Below are 16,605 nucleotides of genomic sequence, written 5' to 3'. Positions count from 1 at the left end.
GAGTCATGCGCCTCATCCTGAACGTGATCTGGCTGGTGCTCGCCGGTTTCTGGATGGCCGTCGGCTACGCGGTCGCCGGTCTGATCTGCTGCATCCTGATCATCACGATCCCGTGGGGCATCGCGTCGTTCCGCATCGCGAACTACGCCCTGTGGCCGTTCGGCCGCGAGGTCGTCGAGAAGCCGGGAGCGGGCACGGGCTCGCTGCTGGGCAACGTCATCTGGATCCTCGTCGCCGGGCTGTGGCTCGCCATCGGCCACGTCGTCACCGGCATCGCGCTGTGCATCACGGTCATCGGCATCCCGCTGGGCGTGGCCAACTTCAAGCTGGTCAAGGTCTCGCTGGTGCCGCTGGGCAAGGAGATCGTCGAGGTCCCGTGACCCGCGGACGGCCTCAGGCGTGCCGGGCGCCGTCGTTCAGCCCGAGCAGCTCCACCGACCTCGCGCGCATCTCCACCTTGCGCACCTTGCCGGTGACCGTCATCGGGAACTCGTCGACGACGTGCACGTAGCGCGGGATCTTGTAGTGGGCGAGCTTGCCGGCGCAGAACTCCCGCACCGCCTCGGCGGTCAGCGGCGCGGCGCCCTCGCGCAGGCGCACCCACGCCACGAGCTCCTCGCCGTACTTCGCGTCCGGCACGCCGACCACCTGGGCGTCGAGCACGTCCGGGTGCGCGTGGAGGAACTCCTCGACCTCGCGCGGGTAGACGTTCTCGCCGCCGCGGATGACCATGTCCTTGATGCGGCCGGTGATGGTGACGTACGAGTCGTCGTCCATCACGGCGAGGTCGCCGGTGTGCATCCAACCGGCGGCGTCGACGGCCTCCGCGGTCTTCTCCGGCTCGTTCCAGTAGCCGAGCATCACCGAGTAGCCACGGGTGCAGAGCTCGCCCGGCGTGCCGCGCGGGACCGTGGCACCGGTGACCGGGTCGACGATCTTGACCTCCAGGTGCGGCCCGACGCGGCCGACGGTGCCGACGCGGCGGTCGAGCGAGTCGTCGGCGCGGGTCTGCGTCGACACCGGCGAGGTCTCGGTCATGCCGTAGCAGATGGACACCTCGCCCATGCCCATGCGCTCGACGACCTGCTTCATCACCTCGACCGGGCACGGTGAGCCGGCCATGATCCCGGTGCGCAACGACGAGAGGTCGTAGCCGTCGACCAGGTCGAGCATCGCGATGAACATCGTCGGCACGCCGTAGAGCGAGGTGCAGCGCTCCTCCTGCACCGCCGCGAGGGTCGCCGCCGGGTCGAACGCGGGTGCCGGGATCACGACGCACGCGCCGTGGCTGGTCGCCGCGAGGTTGCCCATGACCATGCCGAAGCAGTGGTAGAACGGCGGCACCACGCAGATGCGGTCCTGCTCGGTGTAGCCGAGCAGCTCGCCGACGAAGTAGCCGTTGTTGAGGATGTTGTGGTGCGACAGGGTCGCGCCCTTGGGGAACCCGGTCGTGCCGGACGTGTACTGGATGTTGATCGGGTCGTCGCGGTCCAGCTCGACCTCGGGCAGCTCCGCCGCGCTCCACCGCGGATCGTCCAGGAACACGACGTGCCGCAGCTGCGGGCAGCGCGGCCGCACCTCGTCGACCATCCCGGCGTAGTCGGAGGTCTTGAACGACCGCGCGGACACCAGCGTGTGGATGCCCGCCTGGTTCAGCACGTACTCCAGCTCGTGCACCCGGTAGGCCGGGTTGACGTTGACCAGGACCGCGCCGATCCGGGCGGTGGCGTACTGCACGAAGACCCACTCCGCGCAGTTCGGTGCCCAGATGCCGACCCGGTCGCCCTTGCGCACGCCCAGCGCCGTGAGACCGGCGGCGACCCGCTCGACCTCGGCCGCCAGCTCCGCGTAGGTCCACCGGCGGCGCGTCGCCCTGTCGACGAGTGCCTCGCGGTCGCCGAAGCGCTCGACGGTCGCGGCGAGGTTCGCGCCGATGGTGTCGCCCAGCAGCGGGGCGGTGGACGTGCCCGAGGAGTAGCTGGCGGTCATCCGCCCACCGTAGTCAGGCCCCGGTGTACGGCAAGGGGACGACGAGGCACGGCCCGCCGCTGTAGAGGCCGGCGTCGATCGCCAGCACCTTGTCGTCGGCGTAGACCAGCGGCCCGTCGATCTGCTCGGGCATGACCCCGAGCTGGTCGGCGATGACGCTGTGCCCGTGCACGATCCTGTTGCCGCCCAACGTGGCCAGCAGCTCGTCGGCGATCTCCGGGCCCTGCGGCCCGCGGAAGGCGTACCTGGTCGTCATCTTGCGCCAGCACTCCCACCACTCGACGAGGTCGTCGCCCTTGAGCACCTGGCGGACGGCCTCGTTGACCTCCTCGATCGAGGACCCCCATTCGAGGTAGGCGACCGTGTCGGAGTGCATCAGCAGGTGGTCGGCGCGCAGCTTGAGCACCGGCCGGGTCGTGAGCCACTCGAGGTGCGCCTCGGTCAGCCGGTCCTGGTCGCTGCGCAGCCCGCCGTTGAGCAGCCAGCTGCGCGCGAACGACCGCGGCCCGAGGCTGTCGGGCACCTGCTCGTCACCGAACCGGTGCATGCCCAGCAGCAGCACCTCGTGGTTGCCGATCAGCGAGTTGACCGAGCCACCCGCCTCGGCCGCCTCCTCGCCCAGGCGCATGACCAGGTCGATCACGCCCACGCCGTCGGGACCGCGGTCCACGAAGTCGCCGAGGAACCACAGCTCGGCCGCACCGCCGGTCCAGTGCCCCTCCTCGTCGCACAGCCCGGCGACGTGCAGTGCCCTGATCAGTTCGGCGAGGTGCCCGTGCACGTCACCCACGACGTGCATCGGACGGCGATCCGTGTCCACCTCCGCGACGATAGGTGATGAACCCTCGCGCGTCAGTGGTCAGTCCAGTCGCCGAACGGGTCCTGGGAGTGACCGACGAGCTCCGCGATCGACTTGAGCACCCGCGTCGGGCGGTACGGGTACATCTCGGCGTGCTCGGCGGTGAAGATCCCGGAGAGCACCAGGATCGTCGACAGGCCCGCCTCCAGGCCGGAGCGGACGTCGGTGTCCATCCGGTCGCCGATCATGAGGGCGTTCTCGCTGTGCGAGCCCAGCGCGCGCAGGGCGGACCGCATCATCAGCGGGTTCGGCTTGCCGACGTAGTACGGCTCACGCCCGGTGGCGCGCTCGATCAACGCCGCCACGGCACCGGTCGCGGGCAGCGAGCCCTCGCGTGACGGGCCGGTCGCGTCGGGGTTGGTCGCGATGAACTTCGCGCCCTCCTCGACCAGGCGGATGGCCTTGGTGATCGCGGTGAAGCTGTAGGTGCGGGTCTCGCCGAGCACGACGTAGTCCGGGTCGCGGTCGGTCAGCACGTACCCGATCTCGTGCAGCGCGGTCGTGAGACCGGCCTCGCCGATGACGAACGCCGAGCCGTTCGGGCGCTGCGAGTCGAGGAACCGCGCGGTGGCCAGCGCCGAGGTCCAGATGGACGACTCGGGGATGTCGAGGCCGGTCCGCTGCAGCCGGGCGCGCAGGTCGCGTGGCGTGTAGATGGAGTTGTTCGTGAGCACGAGGAACGGGGTGCCGGAGGCGCGCAGCTCTCCGACGAACTCGTCAGCGCCGGGGATCAGGTGCTCTTCGTGCACCAGAACGCCGTCCATGTCCATCAAGTAGTGCCACATGGTCTAAGTATCGATCACGCGCTTGCGGAACGTCTCGATCTGGAGCTTGAGATAACGCTCGATGACCGCGAGCTCGGCGTCGTCGAAGTGGCCGAGCACCTCGATGAGGCTGTGGTAGGCGTTGGCGAAGAGCTCGCCGAACTTCTCCACGTCGCCCACCGTGACCTCGACGAGGACCTTGCGCCGGTCGTGCGGGTCGCGGACCCGGCGGACGTACCCGGCGCGTTCGAGGCGGTCGATGACACCGGTGACGGCGCCGGTGGACAGGCCGGAGAGCTCGGCGAGCCGACCGGCTGTCAGCGGCCCCTCGGCCCGCATCGCCAGGTCGATGCACTTCTCGTCGGTCGCCGACAGGCCCATCTGCTCGGCGACCTTCGTGTGGAACATGACGGTGAGCGCGCTCTGCTCCCGCATGTACCAGGTGAACCTCTCCAGCACTTCAGGTTCCATGTGGAACATCTTAGCCGCTAAGACAATTGGTCGTGGATGTGCTCCAACCGGGCGGAACGTGAGAAACCTCCGTTGTGGAGGTACCTACAAGAGGTTGTTCATTAAGCTGAATGAGGTGACAGCAGTGGAGTTGGGACTACCCGTGGTGCGCGGCACCCCCGACGTGTCCGCACGTCCGGACACGCCGCTGCTCGTCGACCGGTTCGGGCGGGTGGCCAAGGACCTGCGGGTCTCGCTCACCGACCGCTGCAACCTGCGCTGCACCTACTGCATGCCGGCCGAGGGCCTCGACTGGCTGCAGAAGGACGAGCTGCTCACCGACGACGAGCTGGTCCGGCTCATCCGGATCGCCGTGGTCGACCTGGGCGTGACCGACATCCGGTTCACCGGCGGCGAGCCGTTGCTGCGCCGCGGGCTGGAGCACGTGATCGCGTCGACCGCCGCTCTGGAGCCCCGGCCGCGGATGTCGATGACCACGAACGGCATCGGGCTCTCCCGCCGCGCGAAGTCGCTGAAGGACGCGGGCCTGAACCGCATCAACGTCTCGCTCGACACCCTCGACCCCGACCGGTTCGCCACGCTGACCAGGCGCGACCGCATCACCGACGTGCTCGACGGCCTCGACGCCGCCCGCGAGGCAGGCCTGGAACCGGTGAAGGTCAACTCCGTGCTGCTGCGCGGCATGAACGAGGACGAGGCCGTCCCGCTGCTGCGGTTCTGCGTCGAGAACGGCTACCAGCTGCGGTTCATCGAGCAGATGCCGCTCGACCCGCAGCACGGCTGGACCCGCACGAACATGGTCACGGCCGACGAGATCCTGGCGATGCTGTCGCAGGCCTTCACCCTGACCCCGTCCGAGGTCCCGCGCGGCGGCGCCCCCGCCGAGCGCTGGCTGGTCGACGGCGGCCCCGCGACCGTCGGCGTGATCGCGTCCGTGACCAGGCCGTTCTGCGCCGCCTGCGACCGCACCCGGCTCACCTCGGACGGCCAGGTCCGCAACTGCCTGTTCAGCCGGTCGGAAACGGACCTGCGCGCGTTGCTGCGCGACGGCTCCCCCGACTCCGCCGTCGCCGACGCCTGGCGCGCCACCATGTGGGGCAAGGCGGCCGGTCACGGCATCAACGACGCGGGCTTCAGCCAGCCCGACCGGCCCATGAGCGCTATCGGAGGATGACGGTGACCACCGCGGTGAAGGTCCGCTACTTCGCGGGTGCGCGCGCTGCGGCCGGTGTCTCGGACGAGGACCTCGTGCTCGAAGGCTCGCCGAGCGTGGCCGTGGTCGTCAGCGCGATCGGGGAACGCCACGGCGAACGGCTCGGCAAGGTGCTGGCGGCGTCGAGCTTCCTGCTGGACGGGGTGGCCGTGCGGGACACGTCGGTGCCGGTGCGGGCCGGGGCTCAGCTGGACGTGCTGCCGCCGTTCGCGGGCGGCTGACCCGCGTCGTCGCCCGAGCCGCGGGGGTCCACCGGCTGCGTCAGCCGCCGTTCCCACGACCTCCGCCCGGTCACCCGCGCCAGCTCCAGCCCGCGCAGCCGCTGGCGTTCGGCCTCCTCGAAGTCCCCGAGCTCCCGGTGGACCTCCACCAGCTCGGCCACGACCTGCACCTGCCGCACCCGCAGCTGGGCGCGTTCGGCGCGGTCGTCGGCCTCGGTGGCGCAGCGCAGTGCCGACGCCAGGTCGCCGGCGGCGCGGTGGTCGGCGGCCAGGCCCGCGAGCGCCTGCACCTCTCCCCTGGCGAAGCCCGCCTTGCGGGCGATGGCGAGGGCCTGCTCGTGCTCGGCGAGGGCCTCCTCGACGCGGCCCTGCCGTTGCAGCGCCATGCCGAGGGTGATGCGGCCGTCGGCCTCGTTCGTGTCGTCGGCACCGGCCACGGCCAGGTCGACGGCGGCGCGCGCGTCGCGTTCCGCCTCGGCGTAGCGGCCCTGTTCGAGGCGCAGGAACGCGTGGGTCTCCCGGCTGCGGCTCGGGAAGTGCGGGCCCAGCTCCGGGGTCGTGAGGGTGGCGACCTCGGCGAGGTACCGCTCGGAGGTCTCCAGGTCGCCGGGGAAGAGGTAGACGGAGGCGAGGCCCTGCAGGCAGTAGGCGACGCCCGCGGTGAGCCCGGAGGCGCGGGAGATCTCCAGCGCCTCCTCGCCGTAGGCGACGGCCAGGTCCAGCGGGCCGAGGTCCACGAGGATGCTGCTGAGGTTGTAGAGGGCGTTCGGGCTGCGGTCGAGGGTCAGGGACTCCTCCATCGCCGCCACCGCCTCCGCGAGGTGGCCGAGCTCCCAGTGGATGATGCCGAGGTTGGTCAGCAGCGAGCTCAGCGCCGCGTGGTCGCCGTGGGAACGGGCCAGCGCGACGGCGCGGGTGTACTGCGGCAGTGCCTCGGCGAACTCGCCGGACCGCCAGTGCGCGAGACCGAGCGAACCGTGCATGGTCGCCTCCGCGCGCTGGTCACCGAGGGTGCGGGCGGCGCGCAGGCCGGCGCGGGCGCTGGTGCGCCAGTCGACGACGTCCGCCGAGTGGTGCAGGAAGTGGGCGCGCATCGCGTCCGTGAGCTGCCAGGCGACGGGCCGGTCGGCGGCGGCGAGGACGGCGGCGACGACGTTCTGGCGTTCGGTGTCGAGCCAGGCCAGCGCGTCGGCCATGGTGCCCAGGTCGTGGGCGGGCAGGTCGGCGGGCAGCTCGGGCAGCGGCAGGCGGTGCAGCTCCGGGTTCAGCGTGCGGCCCGCGCGGTCGGCGTTGAGCAGGTAGTACGCGAACAGCCGGGTCGGCGAGGCATCGCCCAGACGCAGTGCGTAGGCGCGCAGCAGGTCGTGGAGGCTGTGGCGGTCTTGCGCGCGTTGCACCAGGTTCGCCGCCACGAGCTGGTCCAGCGGTTCGGCGGCGGGCGAGCCGAGCAACGCGGTCGCGGCCTCGACGCCGAAGTCGGGGCCGGGGACCTGGCCGAGCAGCCGGAACAGCCGCTGGGCGCGGTCGGGCAGCGCCAGGTAGGACAGCTCGAACGTGGCGCGCACCGCGGCGTCGCCCTCGATCTCCAGCGCGTCCAGCCGTCCCTCGCCGCGCAGGTCGACCAGGTAGTCGGCGAGGTGGCGGTCGGTCAGGTGCGCGGCGGCGATGCGCAGCGCGAGCGGCAGGTGGGCGCACCAGCCGACGAGCTCGGCGCGGTCGGGTGAAGCGCCGTCGACGCGCATGTTGGTGAGCAGCGCGTCGGCCTCGGCGTCGTCGAACACGTCGAGCCGGATCTGCTCGTGCTCCGGCAGGTCGGTGCGGCTCGTGACGATCACCCGGCTACCCGCGCCGGCGGGCAGCAGCGGGGTGACCAGGTCGGCGGTGGCGTTGTCGACCACCACCAACAGCCGCAGCCCCGCGGTCAGCTCCCGGTAGAGCGCGAGCTGCGCGTCCGGCGCGAGGGGGACCTGTTCGGCGCCGAGCGCGCGCAGGAACCGGGCGAGCGCCTGCTCGACCGTCACCGGCTCGCTCGCGGAGAACGCGCGGAGGTTCACGTGCAGCTGCCCGTCGGGGAAGCCGGCCCGCAGCCGGTGCGCGACGTGGACGGCGAGCGAGGTCTTGCCGACACCGGGCGGGCCGGTGATCGCGAGGACGGGGGCCGTGGCGGCCAGCGCGGCGGCGATCTGCGGTGCGCGGCCGACGAAGTCGGGCAGGTCGGCGGGCAGCTGGCGCGGACCGGGCCTGCGCACGACCAGGCGGTAGCCGTGCGGTTCGGTGACCACGGCCTCGGTGGCGCGCAGGCGCCGGACGAGGTTGCGCAGCGCCGCCTTCGGGTTCGCCGGCCGGTCATCGGGCCAGACGGTGACGACCAGCTCGTCGAACGGGACGGGCTGGCCGGGACGGGCGGCGAGTGCGGAGCGGAGCAGGTCGAGCCTGGTCATGCGCGGTCGAGGTCCTCCTCCCGGGAACGGCACCCGGTCTCGGCCACGAGCGCGGGGCCCGCGCGCTCCGCCTCGTCCTCGGCGCTGTGCGCCTCCTGCGCGAGCTCGACGGACTTGATCTCGGTCACCAGTGCATCGTCGAGGCGTCCGCGCACGAGCGCGAGTCGGGCGTGCGAGTCGAGACCGGGAACACGGCGGCCCGGCCGGCGAGCGCCTCGGGCGGCGGACGAGCTGTAAGCCGAACGGGTGCATCGAGGAGTGCGCGCAGTCTGCTCGCCTCCACCGCCCACTTGATCGCAGGGGCGTCCTCCCACCGTGAGGAGGACGTCTCCGATGGCCTAGTGGTCGTGAGCCACGACTCACTTTCCGTGAAAGATCTCGGTCGATCTCGGATTGGAAACAGACCGATAACGGCGCTCCTGAGCTGCGGTTTTATAGATTTCAGACAATAAACCGAACCGTTACTGTGACGCGCATCACGGTCGGTTCCGTTTGGCGGTGCCGCCATGGGCTACGTACGGTCACATCTCGGCTGGCCCCGAACCGGCCGAGAGCACCACCGGAGAACCGAGCACCGAACCCAGTCCACACGGTTCCCCGGACATACCCCGAGCGAGAGACACCGCTGGACTGGGACGCAGGAGCACACCGGGCCCCGAACCCGAGCTGCTGACGCAGGTGTGGTGGACCGAGAGGCACATGGCTTTCAACCGTGGCACGCAGGGCAAGCAGGGTTCCGCAGCTCGCACCATCGCCAAGGTCGCGGTCGCCGGCATCATCGCCGGTGCCCCTCTGGGCCTGGCCGTTGGCACCGCCAACGCCGCCCCCTCGATGGACTGGGACGCCGTCGCCAAGTGCGAAAGCGGCAACAACTGGTCCATCAACACCGGAAACGGCTACTACGGTGGCCTCCAGTTCTCGATGCAGACGTGGCAAGGCCACGGAGGCCAGGGCAACCCCGCCCAGGCGTCGCGCGAGGAGCAGATCCGCATCGCGGAGCGCGTCCTGCAGACCCAGGGCTACAAGGCCTGGCCGACCTGCGGCGTGAAGGGCCTCGGCGGCCAGACCGCCCCGGCTCCGGCCCGCCAAGCCGCGCCCGCCCCGCAGCAGCAGCAGCAGCGCCAGGTGCAGCCCCAGCAGCGCCAGGCCGCCACGCCGGTCGCCCCGGTCGTCGTCGCGGGTTCGAAGTCGAACCCGAACGGCACCTACGAGATCAAGGCGGGCGACACGCTGTCGAAGATCGCTGACGAGCAGAAGGTCAGCGGCGGGTGGCAGGCGATCGTGGAGAAGAACAAGGGGTTCCTGACGAACCCCGACCTGATCTTCCCCGGTCACAAGCTGGCGCTCTGAGCGTCGAACGTCGTTGGCCCGTGACGGGCTGATGCAAGAACAGGGACCTCACCGCGACCCCCCGGCGGTGAGGTCCCTGTTCGCGTCGGACGGGCACGGGCGTGAGATGGACGGGCACGGACCCACGCGTTGTCCGGCGAGAGACGCCTCGCTCGGCTCCGGCGGCCTCGCCCACCACACTCCGAGCGGCAGCCGCGCCCATCCCGCCGACCGCGCCCGAGCGGCAGCCTCGCTCGGCCCCGGCAGCCTCATTGCGAGCGCCGACCGCCCTCCGAGCGGCTCACGTGCGTTGCGGAAATCTGCACCCGATCAGGGGCAGTTGACCCACTCATCGGTGTTGTCCGAGAACACCTGCCGCTTCCACACCGGCAACCGCGCCTTGACCTCGTCCACGAGGTCCGCGCACAGCGAGAAGGCCTCCTTGCGGTGCTCCGCCGCCACGGCGCACGCGAGGGCCACGTCGCCGATCTTCAGCGGCCCGACCCGGTGGGAGACGGCGATGCCGTGGACGCCCTCGTAGCGGTCCGCCAGTGACGCGACGACCTCGGCGACCACGTCCGCGGCGGACGGGTGGGAGTGGTACTCCAGCTCCAGGACGGAGCGGCCGCCGTCGTGGTCGCGGACCACGCCGGAGAAGGTGACGACCGCACCGGCGCGGTCGGAGGTCACCAGGGCGGCGTGTTCCTCCACCGACAGCGGTTCCTCGGTCACGGTGGCGCGCAGCACGACGCTCATCTGTGGTCTCCTCCGCGGAGTTGGTCCAGGGCGTGGTCGACGACCTCGGCGAGGACCTCCAGGCCGTCGCGGACGCCGCCGGTGGAGCCGGGCAGGTTGACGACCAGGGTGCGGCCGGCGACCCCGGCCACCCCGCGGGACAGGACCGAGCCGGGGACCTCCGGCCAGCCCGCCATGCGGATGGCGTCGGCCAGGCCCGGGATCTCGTGGTCGAGGACCGCGCGGGTGGCCTCCGGGGTGCGGTCGGTGGGGTTGATGCCGGTGCCGCCGGTCGTGATGACGAGGTCGGCGCCGTCGGCCACGGCCGCGGCCAGGGCGTCGCGGACCGGGTCGCCGTCCGGGACGACCACCGGGTCACCGGCGGTGAAACCGCGGTCGGTGAGCCAGGCGGTGATCAGGGGGCCGCTGCGGTCGGCGTAGACGCCGGCGGCCGCCCGGTTCGAGGCGGTGATGACCACTGCTTTCCTCACGGGCGCTCCCACAGGCCGGTCTTGCCGCCTTCCTTGCGTTCCACCCGGACCGCGTTCATGGTCGCGGCCGGGTCCACGGACTTCACCATGTCGTGCAGGGTCAGGCCGGCCACCGAGACCGCGGTCAGCGCTTCCATCTCCACGCCGGTGCGGTCGGTGGTGCGGACCGTGGCGGTGATGAGGACCGAGTTGTCGGCCAGCGCCAGGTCCACCGCCACGGACGACAGGGCGATCGGGTGGCACAGCGGAACGAGCTCCGAGGTGCGCTTCGCGGCCATGATGCCGGCGATGCGGGCGGTGGCCAGCGCGTCGCCCTTGGGGAGGCCGTCCGCGCCCAGCAGTGCCACCACCTCGGCGGTCGTCTGCAGCACGCCCGTGGCCACGGCCGTGCGGGTGGTCTGCTCCTTGCCGGAGACGTCGACCATGCGGGCCGCGCCGTGGGAGTCCAGGTGGGTGAACTGCTTGGTCATACCGCGATCGTAAGCCCGCACGAAGTGCGCGCCCCCTGCCCAAGGCCCCTCCGCCCGCCCCGCCCCGCCCGCCACGCCCGGCACGCCGGGCACGCGGGGGCCCCGCGTGCCCCAGAGGGGAACGTAGGACTCCCGCGTGACCGGAAAGAGGGGCGGGGTCAGGCGTTGGCGGCCTTGCGGACGGCTTCGGCCACCGCGGGGGCCACGGTGTTGTCGAAGACCGACGGGACGATGAACGACGCGTTCAGGCGGTCGCCGTCGACCACGTCGGCGATGGCCTGGGCGGCGGCCAGCAGCATCGCGTCGGTGATGGTCTTCGCGTGGGCGTCGAGCAGGCCGCGGAAGACGCCGGGGAACGCCAGGACGTTGTTGATCTGGTTCGGGAAGTCCGAGCGGCCGGTCGCGACGACGGCGGCGTGCTGCTGGGCCTCCATCGGGTCGATCTCCGGGTCCGGGTTGGCCAGCGCGAACACGATGGCGTCCTTGGCCATCGTCGCGACCTGGTCGGCGCCGAAGAGGTTCGGGGCCGACACGCCGATGAACACGTCCGAGCCGACCAGCGCGTCGTGCAGGCGGCCGGACTGGTTGCCCTTGTTCGTCGAGGCGGCGATGGACTTCAGGTTCGCGTCCAGGCCGGGGCGGTCGCGGTGCACGATGCCGTCGACGTCCACGGCGATGATGTCGCCGGGCTCCTGCGCGAGCAGCAGGCGGATGATCGCCGACCCGGCCGCACCGACGCCGCAGACGGTGATGCGGCAGTCCTTGATGTCCTTGTTCACCACGCGCAGGGCGTTGCGCAGCGCGGCGACGACCACGATCGCGGTGCCGTGCTGGTCGTCGTGGAAGACCGGGATGTCGAGCTTCTCGCGCAGCCGGGCCTCGATCTCGAAGCAGCGCGGTGCGGAGATGTCCTCGAGGTTGATGCCGCCGTACACGGGGGCGATGAGCTCGACCGCGCGGATGATCTCCTCGGTGTCCTGGGTGTCCAGGCAGACCGGCCACGCGTCGACGCCGGCGAACTTCTTGAACAGCGCGGCCTTGCCCTCCATCACGGGCAGGGCGGCGGCGGGGCCGAGGTTGCCCAGACCCAGCACGGCGGAGCCGTCGGTGACCACGGCGACGGTGTTGCGCTTGATGGTCAGGCGGCGCGCGTCGTCCGGGTTCTTCGCGATCGCCTCGCACACGCGGGCCACGCCGGGGGTGTACGCGCGGGACAGGTCGTCGCGGTTGCGCAGCGGGACCTTCGACGAGATCTCGATCTTGCCACCGAGGTGCACGAGGAACGTGCGGTCCGACACCTTGCGGACGACGATGCCGGGCAACGTCTCCAGCGTGTCGGTGATGTCCTTGGCGTGATTGGCCGACAGGGCGTTGCAGGTGAGGTCGATGACGACGCGGTCGTTGTGCGACTCCACGACGTCGAACGCCGTGATGACGCCGCCCGCGCGGCCGACGGCCGAGGTGAGGTCACCCGCGGCGCTCGCTGACGGCGGCGCCTCCAGTCGAACGGTGATCGAGTAACCAGGGCCGGGGACCGGCATCGTCATTCCTCCCACGAAGTGCTGCTCAAGCGGGAAACGAGCCTATCCCCGGCCCCTTTGCGGTACTCACCCGACTCGGCGAGTTTTAAGACCGGTCTGACAATCCACTCAGGACTTGTTGATCTCGGTCACCGGGTGCGTGTACGGGAGGTCCTCGACCGGCAGCGGGAACGTGACCGTGCCGAACGGCGACAGCGCGCCCTGCAGGTCGCTGGTCAGCTCGGTGACGGGGTGACCGCCTTCCGGGCCCTCCGGCCAGTGCGGGTCGACCCGTTCAGGGCGTCCTTTCGCCACGTTCTCCTCCTCGGTGGTGCCAGATGACGCCACAAGTGTGACAGAGGACGAGGAGATCTCCAGCGGCCCATATACCGTGGTGAGAATGTCCGGCATCACTCTGGCCGACTGGCTGCGCGGCCAGGACGACAACGCGCTCGTCGCACTGCTGCGCGCCCGTCCCGACCTGGCAACGCCCCCACCAGCCGACATGTCCGTGCTCGCGACGAGGGTCGGCACCAGGGCGTCGATCGCGCGCGCCTGCGAGGACCTCGACACGTTCACGCTCGCGGTGCTGGAGGGCCTGGTCGTCGTGGGCGCGGACACGGCGCCCGTGGCGTTGCCCACACTCGCGGGGGTGCTCGGGCCGGACGTGAAGCCGAAGCCGCTCAAGCAGGCGCTCGCCCGGCTGCGGTCGCTGGCGCTGGTCTGGGGCGACGACGAGGCGCTGTCGCTGCCCCCGGTCACGCGGGAGGCGTTCGGCACGTACCCGGCGGGGCTCGGCCGGGCCACCGGGCAGACCTACGACCTGGACGGCATCACCGAGGGCGAGCAGCGGGTGCTGCAGAAGCTCGCCGCCGGTCCGCCCATCGGCGACACGAAGGACGCGTCACGGGTCGTGCCGCTGGAGAAGGCGGAGACACCGGTCCAGCGGCTGCTCGCCCGCGGCCTGCTGCTGCGCCGCGACCCCGGCACGGTGGAGCTGCCCCGCGAGATCGCGCTGCGGCTGCGCGGCGACCGTCCACTCGGGCCGGTCCAGGTGACCGAGCCGAAGCCGCGCACCGGCACCGTCGCCCCGGCGAACGTCGACGCCACCGGCGGCGGTGAGGCGCTGGAGCTCGTGCGGCACGTCGAGAACCTGCTCGCGAGCTGGTCGGTCGAACCGCCCGCGGTGCTGCGCACGGGTGGGCTGGGCGTGCGGGACCTGCGCAGGGCCGCCAAGGACCTGGGTGTCGACGAACAGCGCGCCGCCCTGCTGATCGAGCTGGTGGTCGGCGCCGACCTGGCCGCGAACACCGAGTCCACCGAACCGGAGTGGGTGCCGACGACCAAGGCCGACGTGTGGCTCGCGGCGACCACCGAGGTCCGCTGGGCCACGCTCGCGCACGCCTGGCTGGAGCTGCCGCGGCTGCCCGCGCTCGTCGGCCGCCGCGACGAGAAGGACAAGCTCTTCACCCCGCTCGCCGACGAGATCCGCCGCGCCCAGGCGCCCCGCGACCGCCGCTGGGTGCTCGACAGCCTCGCCGCGCTGCCGAAGGGCACCGCGATCGGCGGTGCCGCGGAGCTCGCCGCGCTGCTCGCCTGGCGGGCACCGCGCCGGGGCGGACGGCAACGCGACGAGCTGGTGCGCTGGACCGTCGAGGAGGGCACCGCCGTGGGCGTGCTCGCGCTCGGTGCGGTCACCAGTGCGGGCCGCGTGCTGCTCGACGAGGGCGCCGGGCCCGCAGCGAAGGCGCTCGCCGAGGCGTTGCCGGACCCGCTCGACCACGTGCTGGTGCAGGCCGACCTCACCGTGGTCGCGCCCGGCCGGCTCGAACCGGAGCTGGCCGACGAGCTGGCCCTGGTCGCGGACGTCGAGTCGGCGGGCAGCGCCACTGTCTACCGGATCAGCGAGACCACGGTCCGCCGCGCGCTCGACGCGGGCCGCACCGCCGACGACCTGCACGAGCTGTTCAAGCTCCGCTCGCGCACCCCGGTGCCGCAGTCGCTGACCTACCTGGTCGACGACGCCGCACGCCGGCACGGGCGGCTGCGCGGCGGTGCCGCGGGGTCGTTCCTGCGCTGCGACGACCCGGTGCTGGTCAGCGAGGTCCTGGCGCACCCGGAGGCGGGGAGGCTTGAGCTGCGCCGGATCGCACCGACCGTGCTCGTGAGCCCGCTGCCGCTGGCGGACGTGCTGGACGGGCTGCGCTCGGCCGGGTTCGCCCCGGCGGCGGAGGGCCCCGACGGGCAGGTGCTGGACCTGCGGCCGGGTGGACGGCGCACCACGCCGAGGCAGCGTTCGGCGCGCAAACCGGCGACACCGGCCGTGCCCGCCGACGAACGGCTGGGCGAGCTCGTGAAGCTGGTCCGCGCCGGTGACCGCGCGGCGGCGACGCCACGGGGTCAGCGCGTCGCCGTTCCCGGGAACCTGGGTGCCGGGCCGTCGGCGACGCTGTCGTTGCTGCAGGAGGCGGCACGGGCGCGGCGCAGCGTGCTGGTCGGGTTCGTCGACTCGCACGGCACGGCGGCGCAGCGCGTGATCGAACCGCACGTCGTCGGCGGCGGCGTGCTGGAGGGCTACGACCACAGCTACGGCGAGGTGCTCCGGTTCCCCCTGCACCGCGTCACGTCCGCCGCCCTGGTGGACGAGGACTGACTGATCCCGGACACGACGACGAGGCGAGCGCCGCACCCGGAGGTGGGGCCCGCCTCGTTCGAGTCGTTCAGGCTGCGGGGATCAGCCGGCGCGGACGGACATCCACTGGCGCATCGCGTGCTCCACCAGCGTGATGAGCGTCTGCTTGGTCGACTGCCGGTTCCGCGCGTCGCACGTCACGATCGGCACCGACTCGTCGATCGTCAACGCCTCGCGCACGTCCTCCAGCCTGTGGTGCAGGAGGCCGTCGAAGCAGTTGACGCCCACGACGTACGGCAGCTGCCGGTCGTCGAAGAAGTCGATCGAGGCGAACGCGTCCGCGAGCCTGCGGGTGTCGACCAGCACGATGGCGCCGATGGCACCCCGCACCAGGTCGTCCCACATGAACCAGAACCGGTGCTGACCCGGTGTACCGAAGAGGTACAGGATCAGGTCGCTGTCGAGCGACACGCGGCCGAAGTCCATCGCGACCGTCGTGGTGACCTTGTTCGGCGTGGCGGAGAGGTCGTCCACCCCCGCGCTGGCCTCGGTCATCACCGCCTCGGTGGTCAACGGGACGATCTCGGACACCGAGCCGACGAACGTCGTCTTGCCAACACCGAAGCCACCCGCCACGACGATCTTGGCGGACGTAGTCGGCTTCCGTGCGCCCTCGGCGCCCTGGGGACTAGAGCCTGCGAAGCCCACTGAGCACCCTCTCCAGGAATTCCATGGAAGGCCGGTCCCCCACGACCAGACCGCCCTGGTGAATCAAAACCAATCCCATGCTTGCCATGTCGCCGATCAACACCCGCACGACGCCAAGAGGCAAGCGTAGGAGTGCCGCGACCTCGGCCACCGACCGCGTGTCCACACACAGCCCGCAGATCGACCTGTGCTCGGGAAGTACTGCGGCATCCCGTTCGAGGCCACGCTCGCTGGTCGAGATCAGCGCCTCGATCGCGAGGTCGTAGTCGGGTCGTGTGCGTCCACCGGTGCGCGTGTAAGGCCGCACCAGTGAACCCGAGTCCGCAGACGCATTCTCCTCCGGCCGCACAGCGGGCTGTGCACCGGTGCTGTACGCCGGTTGTGCGCCGGTGCTGTACACCGGCTGCGGCCCGGTGGTGTACGGCAGCTGTTCGGGCACCGCTTCCGGCATCTCGTGCTGGCCGAACAGGTCCGCGCCGGGGCCACCGAACAACCCGGTGCCGTACCCGCCGTCTATGTCGAACCGGTTCGGCACGTCGTCGTACGGGTACGACGACGAGTCATCCACCTCACGCTGAGACATATCGCCTAGCCCTTGCCCTGTAACCCGCTCATCGTGGGGTGCGTCCTCGGCTTCCTCTGGGTCTGGGGGAGGCGCGTCGGGCTCCTCGAACTGAAAGCCACCAGCCGCCCACTCCTGGTAGTTGAAGTTCCTACCCAAGCGGCGACCACCGGCGCCAGGTCTCCGAGCCATCTCATCTC

18 protein-coding genes are annotated in these 16,605 nt (G+C 71.5%); 5 read left to right on the top strand and 13 right to left on the bottom strand.

Going from position 1 to position 16,605, the window contains the following annotated elements; genetic code table 11:
• Positions 1–5: 5 nt before the first annotated feature.
• Entirely contained in the window at positions 6–380 is a 375-nt protein-coding gene (locus AB0A63_RS05195) for a YccF domain-containing protein (protein ID WP_360385533.1), read from the top strand.
• 13 nt (positions 381–393) lie between these two features.
• Here the strand turns inward: AB0A63_RS05195 and AB0A63_RS05190 are convergent, their stop codons facing one another.
• From AB0A63_RS05190 to AB0A63_RS05175, 4 genes are read right to left on the bottom strand one after another with little or no spacing between them, the layout of a single operon-like run.
• The gene (locus tag AB0A63_RS05190) at positions 394–1,989 is read right to left on the bottom strand and encodes an AMP-binding protein (RefSeq protein ID WP_360385531.1); all 1,596 of its coding nucleotides are present in this window, start codon (positions 1,987–1,989) and stop codon (positions 394–396) included.
• A gap of 13 nt (positions 1,990–2,002) precedes the next feature.
• The gene (locus tag AB0A63_RS05185) at positions 2,003–2,788 is read right to left on the bottom strand and encodes a metallophosphoesterase (RefSeq protein WP_360386629.1); all 786 of its coding nucleotides are present in this window, start codon (positions 2,786–2,788) and stop codon (positions 2,003–2,005) included.
• A 53-nt stretch (positions 2,789–2,841) separates the two neighbouring features.
• Positions 2,842–3,633, bottom strand: coding sequence for an HAD-IIA family hydrolase (locus AB0A63_RS05180; RefSeq protein WP_360385529.1), 792 nt, complete (start codon positions 3,631–3,633; stop codon positions 2,842–2,844).
• A gap of 3 nt (positions 3,634–3,636) precedes the next feature.
• Entirely contained in the window at positions 3,637–4,083 is a 447-nt protein-coding gene (locus tag AB0A63_RS05175; RefSeq protein ID WP_360385527.1) for a MarR family transcriptional regulator, read from the bottom strand.
• 145 nt (positions 4,084–4,228) lie between these two features.
• Between AB0A63_RS05175 and moaA the strand changes: the two genes are divergently transcribed.
• Both moaA and AB0A63_RS05165 read left to right on the top strand, forming a co-directional pair.
• A complete protein-coding gene (gene moaA, locus AB0A63_RS05170) occupies positions 4,229–5,257 on the top strand; it encodes a GTP 3',8-cyclase MoaA (protein WP_360386626.1) in 1,029 nt (342 codons plus the stop codon).
• Positions 5,254–5,517, top strand: a complete 264-nt coding sequence (locus AB0A63_RS05165; RefSeq protein ID WP_360385525.1) for a MoaD/ThiS family protein — start codon at positions 5,254–5,256, stop codon at positions 5,515–5,517. The genes moaA and AB0A63_RS05165 overlap by 4 nt, the downstream gene beginning before the upstream one ends.
• On the opposite strand, the gene AB0A63_RS05160 is transcribed toward AB0A63_RS05165, so the two are convergent.
• Entirely contained in the window at positions 5,481–7,958 is a 2,478-nt protein-coding gene (locus tag AB0A63_RS05160; protein ID WP_360385523.1) for a tetratricopeptide repeat protein, read from the bottom strand. The genes AB0A63_RS05165 and AB0A63_RS05160 overlap by 37 nt on opposite strands.
• A complete protein-coding gene (locus tag AB0A63_RS05155; RefSeq protein WP_360385521.1) occupies positions 7,955–8,086 on the bottom strand; it encodes a hypothetical protein in 132 nt (43 codons plus the stop codon). The genes AB0A63_RS05160 and AB0A63_RS05155 overlap by 4 nt, the downstream gene beginning before the upstream one ends.
• Before the next feature lie 571 nt (positions 8,087–8,657).
• On the opposite strand from AB0A63_RS05155, the gene AB0A63_RS05150 reads away from it, so the two are divergent.
• Entirely contained in the window at positions 8,658–9,308 is a 651-nt protein-coding gene (locus AB0A63_RS05150; protein WP_360385519.1) for a transglycosylase family protein, read from the top strand.
• Between the two features lie 309 nt (positions 9,309–9,617).
• On the opposite strand, the gene AB0A63_RS05145 is transcribed toward AB0A63_RS05150, so the two are convergent.
• From AB0A63_RS05145 to AB0A63_RS05125, 5 genes are all read right to left on the bottom strand, one after another.
• Entirely contained in the window at positions 9,618–10,043 is a 426-nt protein-coding gene (locus AB0A63_RS05145) for a molybdenum cofactor biosynthesis protein MoaE (protein ID WP_360385517.1), read from the bottom strand.
• Positions 10,040–10,513: a MogA/MoaB family molybdenum cofactor biosynthesis protein gene (locus tag AB0A63_RS05140; protein ID WP_360385515.1), complete on the bottom strand. Its 474-nt coding sequence runs from the start codon at positions 10,511–10,513 to the stop codon at positions 10,040–10,042. The genes AB0A63_RS05145 and AB0A63_RS05140 overlap by 4 nt, the downstream gene beginning before the upstream one ends.
• Positions 10,510–10,983 carry a cyclic pyranopterin monophosphate synthase MoaC gene (moaC, locus tag AB0A63_RS05135; protein ID WP_360385513.1) on the bottom strand — a complete coding sequence of 158 codons (474 nt, stop codon included), beginning with the start codon at positions 10,981–10,983 and terminating at the stop codon, positions 10,510–10,512. The genes AB0A63_RS05140 and moaC overlap by 4 nt, the downstream gene beginning before the upstream one ends.
• Positions 10,984–11,141: 158 nt before the next feature.
• On the bottom strand, positions 11,142–12,524 hold the full coding sequence (locus AB0A63_RS05130; RefSeq protein WP_360386624.1) for an NAD-dependent malic enzyme: 1,383 nt from the start codon (positions 12,522–12,524) through the stop codon (positions 11,142–11,144).
• A 108-nt stretch (positions 12,525–12,632) separates the two neighbouring features.
• Entirely contained in the window at positions 12,633–12,818 is a 186-nt protein-coding gene (locus AB0A63_RS05125) for a hypothetical protein (protein ID WP_360385510.1), read from the bottom strand.
• A gap of 85 nt (positions 12,819–12,903) precedes the next feature.
• Between AB0A63_RS05125 and AB0A63_RS05120 the strand changes: the two genes are divergently transcribed.
• Complete coding sequence (locus tag AB0A63_RS05120) at positions 12,904–15,156, top strand: helicase-associated domain-containing protein (protein WP_360385508.1); 2,253 nt, start codon at positions 12,904–12,906, stop codon at positions 15,154–15,156.
• A gap of 81 nt (positions 15,157–15,237) precedes the next feature.
• Here the strand turns inward: AB0A63_RS05120 and AB0A63_RS05115 are convergent, their stop codons facing one another.
• Both AB0A63_RS05115 and AB0A63_RS05110 read right to left on the bottom strand, forming a co-directional pair.
• Complete coding sequence (locus tag AB0A63_RS05115; protein WP_030470877.1) at positions 15,238–15,843, bottom strand: ATP/GTP-binding protein; 606 nt, start codon at positions 15,841–15,843, stop codon at positions 15,238–15,240.
• Complete coding sequence (locus AB0A63_RS05110) at positions 15,824–16,597, bottom strand: DUF742 domain-containing protein (protein WP_360385506.1); 774 nt, start codon at positions 16,595–16,597, stop codon at positions 15,824–15,826. Before AB0A63_RS05110 ends, AB0A63_RS05115 begins: the two co-directional genes overlap by 20 nt.
• Positions 16,598–16,605 lie beyond the last annotated feature (8 nt).

The organism is Lentzea sp. NPDC042327 (assembly GCF_040647275.1).
Classification (GTDB): domain Bacteria; phylum Actinomycetota; class Actinomycetes; order Mycobacteriales; family Pseudonocardiaceae; genus Lentzea.
This window is presented reverse-complemented; position numbering and strand designations above follow the sequence as displayed.

Bases quoted from the DNA above. Each gene is read 5' to 3' on its own strand.
- AB0A63_RS05195 (WP_360385533.1), top strand. From the start codon at position 6: ATGCGCCTCATCCTGAACGTGATCTGGCTGGTGCTCGCCGGTTTCTGG.
- AB0A63_RS05190 (WP_360385531.1), bottom strand. From the start codon at position 1,989: ATGACCGCCAGCTACTCCTCGGGCACGTCCACCGCCCCGCTGCTGGGC.
- AB0A63_RS05185 (WP_360386629.1), bottom strand. From the start codon at position 2,788: ATGCACGTCGTGGGTGACGTGCACGGGCACCTCGCCGAACTGATCAGG.
- AB0A63_RS05180 (WP_360385529.1), bottom strand. From the start codon at position 3,633: ATGTGGCACTACTTGATGGACATGGACGGCGTTCTGGTGCACGAAGAG.
- AB0A63_RS05175 (WP_360385527.1), bottom strand. From the start codon at position 4,083: ATGGAACCTGAAGTGCTGGAGAGGTTCACCTGGTACATGCGGGAGCAG.
- AB0A63_RS05165 (WP_360385525.1), top strand. From the start codon at position 5,254: ATGACGGTGACCACCGCGGTGAAGGTCCGCTACTTCGCGGGTGCGCGC.
- AB0A63_RS05160 (WP_360385523.1), bottom strand. From the start codon at position 7,958: ATGACCAGGCTCGACCTGCTCCGCTCCGCACTCGCCGCCCGTCCCGGC.
- AB0A63_RS05150 (WP_360385519.1), top strand. From the start codon at position 8,658: ATGGCTTTCAACCGTGGCACGCAGGGCAAGCAGGGTTCCGCAGCTCGC.
- AB0A63_RS05145 (WP_360385517.1), bottom strand. From the start codon at position 10,043: ATGAGCGTCGTGCTGCGCGCCACCGTGACCGAGGAACCGCTGTCGGTG.
- moaC (WP_360385513.1), bottom strand. From the start codon at position 10,983: ATGACCAAGCAGTTCACCCACCTGGACTCCCACGGCGCGGCCCGCATG.
- AB0A63_RS05130 (WP_360386624.1), bottom strand. From the start codon at position 12,524: ATGCCGGTCCCCGGCCCTGGTTACTCGATCACCGTTCGACTGGAGGCG.
- AB0A63_RS05120 (WP_360385508.1), top strand. From the start codon at position 12,904: ATGTCCGGCATCACTCTGGCCGACTGGCTGCGCGGCCAGGACGACAAC.
- AB0A63_RS05110 (WP_360385506.1), bottom strand. From the start codon at position 16,597: ATGGCTCGGAGACCTGGCGCCGGTGGTCGCCGCTTGGGTAGGAACTTC.